The organism is Bradyrhizobium sp. (assembly GCF_036009065.1).
GTDB lineage: Bacteria > Pseudomonadota > Alphaproteobacteria > Rhizobiales > Xanthobacteraceae > Bradyrhizobium.
The window spans coordinates 1-3,062 of sequence record NZ_DASYMN010000212.1; the positions used below are offsets into that span (position 1 = coordinate 1).

General features: G+C 63.0%; 1 protein-coding gene and 1 pseudogene. Both read left to right on the plus strand.

The window, feature by feature from the left end; translation table 11 throughout:
- The first annotated feature begins 431 nt into the window (after positions 1-431).
- Positions 432-1,925, plus strand: a pseudogene (locus VGP39_RS13105) (caspase family protein).
- 190 nt (positions 1,926-2,115) lie between these two features.
- Positions 2,116-3,062: FAD-dependent oxidoreductase (locus tag VGP39_RS13110; protein ID WP_327568534.1), on the plus strand; the 947-nt coding region annotated here is incomplete at its 3' end.

Consider the following 3,062-nt stretch of genomic DNA (forward strand, 5'->3'; position numbering starts at 1 on the left):
ACGTGGGGGATCGCTTGTTCCTGGATCGGGGTGGGCGTGGTGTAACCGGTGGCCGCGACAGCGGCGAGCACCTTTTCGGACAAGCCGAGATGGGAAAAAGACATTGAGCCTCTACAAGAATCCGCCGTTTGGAATCTCGGAAAATAACTGTCGCGCTCAACCCCGGAACGGCACGCAAACATGCACGGGATTTTGAAGGGATACGCAGACAGGCGGCTTGCTCAGGATATCGCGTTTCGATTCCGGGCCGCGTCGAGGCGGAACATAGGGTCTGAGCGGCCAAAGTCAATGGATCAGGGGCGGGAAGGGCAAAAAAGCTTAATGTTTACGTATAAATGGGCGGGCAAAACCGCTGCTGTGAACCAGCAGGACGGGTCGATAGACTACCGCTGGGACGACCGAATCCGAACATGCAAGCGAGGACCGCTTAAATGGGCTGGTTGCCGATTCGATGGCTGGTGATTGCGGCCGCGCTTCTGACACCGACAGCCCCCGCGCACGCCGAAAAGCGCGTCGCGCTGGTGATCGGCAATAACGACTACAGGAACGTCCCGAAGCTGCAGAAGGCGGTCAACGACGCCCGCACCATGGGCGACACGCTAAAGCAGCTCGGGTTTTCCGTGATGGTCGCGGAGAACCAGACCCGGCAGGCGTTCAGCCAGACCTTGCTGGCGTTCGACGCCGCGATCCAGCCCGGCGACACCGCGTTCTTTTTCTTCGCCGGCCACGGCTTTGAGATCGCCGGGCAGAATTTTCTGCTGCCGACCGACGTGCCCGCGGCAAGCGAGGGACAGGAGGAACTGGTGCGCGACGCCTCGATCCTGGCCGACCGCATCTTGGAGCGTTTGCAGAGGCGGGGAACGCGCACGGCGATCCTGGTGTTCGATGCCTGCCGCAACAATCCGTTCGAACGGCGCGGCACCCGCGCGGTGGCCGGCGGCGGCGGCCTCGCGCCGATGACGCAATTGCCGTAGGGCGTGTTCTCGGTGTTTTCGGCGGGGCCGCGGCAGACCGCGCTCGATCGGCTGTCCGATCATGACGACAATCCGAATTCGGTGTTCACGCGCATCTTTGCCAAGGAATTGCTGAAGCCGGGCGACAACCTCGTGCAGGTGGCGCAACGTACGCGCCGGGTGGTCAGCGAGATGGCGGACACCGTGCATCACAAGCAGATCCCGGTGTATTTCGACCAGATGGTCGACGACGTGTTTCTGAACGGCGCCGCAAAAGCGCCGCAGGCCGAAGCCGCGAGCCCGGCGGAGCCGGCGGTGAAAGTCGCCGCGTTGCCGCCGGTGTCGGTGCCGCGCATGCCGCAAAACGATTCCGTCAACGCGCCGATCGCCAGCTTTTCGCGGCACAACAGCGGCTGGACCGTGGTGTTCTCGATCGCCGAGCCGGCCCTGGGGATTTCCTGGCGGATGGGAGACGCCGGCCACTTCCGCGAGACCGGGTTTATCGACTCGCTCGATCCGCGCACCCGCAAGCGGATGCCCAATCCGTCGATCGAGCTTGCTGCCGACGCGCCGGCGGCCACCATCCAGCTGCGCTATGTCGATGCATCAGGCGAACTGCAGGGACCGTTTCCGATCCGCTTCGACCCGGAGGCCGCGCTGATCCGCGACCAGCGAAAAATCCTCGACATGACCGCGACCGGCTGGCTTTCGTTCCGGGAGTTCAACGGCCTCCTCGTCTATTACACCCACCTGATGTCGTATCGCTGCGCGATCCGCGAGGTGCGCGTCGGCATCGACTCAGCGGTGCCGGACAACGTGCTCAAAATGCCGTCTTGCGATCCCAGGGATCCCAGCGCCATTCCGCATGACGCGCAGCCTTATCTAAGACTTGCGCCTGCAACCAAATCGGTCTCGGTCGAATTGACCTATCGCGACGGCAGCGTGTCGGAGATCAAGAGTTTTCGGCGGTAAGCTGGCGTGTTAGCCGCGCTCACCACGTCATCCTGAGCTGCTCGCCGCATCTGGCGGCGAGCTCGAAGGATGGGCCACAAGCGCAAGCGGCCATCCTTCGAGACGCCGCGCAACTGCGCGGCTCGTCGGAATGACGGCATTTATTGCTTGGGCGTACGAAAGCGAAACGCATTTCAACGAGAACCAGAACATGGACGCGGGTACGTTTTCAGAGCCACCAAAACCCCAGCGCACCATCACCACCCGCTGCTGCATCGTCGGCGGGGGACCGGCCGGCATGATGCTCGGCTATCTGTTTGGACGCGCCGGCATCGATACCATCGTGCTCGAAAAACACGCCGATTTCTTCCGGGATTTTCGCGGCGATACGGTGCATCCCTCGACGCTGCAGGTGATGGACGAACTCGGCCTGATCGACGGATTCCTGAAGCTGCCGCATCAGGAATTGCAGAAGATGGACGGCCAGTTCGCCGGCAGCTCGATCCGCATCGCCGACCTCAGCCGCCTCCGGGTAAAATATCCGTTCATCGCCTTCATGCCGCAGTGGGATTTTCTGAATTTTTTGCGCGAGAGCGGCAAGCGGTTTGCCTCGCTCAAAGTCATGATGAATGCCGAGGCCACCGATCTCATCTGGTCCGGCGTTGCCATTGCCGGCGTGAAGGCCGATACGCCGGAGGGTCCGGTCGACATCCGCGCCGACCTTACGGTCGGCTGCGACGGCCGGCATTCGGTCGTGCGCGAGAAGGCCGGGCTCGAGGTCGAAGAGCTGGGCGCGCCGATGGATGTGCTGTGGTTTCGCGCCGGGAAAGCGGCCGATGAAAGCGAAAGCGTGTTTGCCCGGATCGACACCGGCAGGATGATGGTGACGTTCGACCGTGGCGACTACTGGCAATGCGCCTATGTCATCGCCAAGGGGCAGTACGACGCCATCAAGGCGTGCGGGCTCGATGCGCTGCGCGACGAGATCGTCCGCCTGGCGCCGGTCCTGAAGCCGGGCATATCAGAGGTGAAGACGTGGGACGACGTCAAACTGCTGACGGTGGCGATCAACCGGCTGAAGCGCTGGACCCGGCCCGGATTGCTATGCATCGGCGATGCCGCGCATGCGATGTCGCCGGTCGGCGGCGTCGGCGTCAA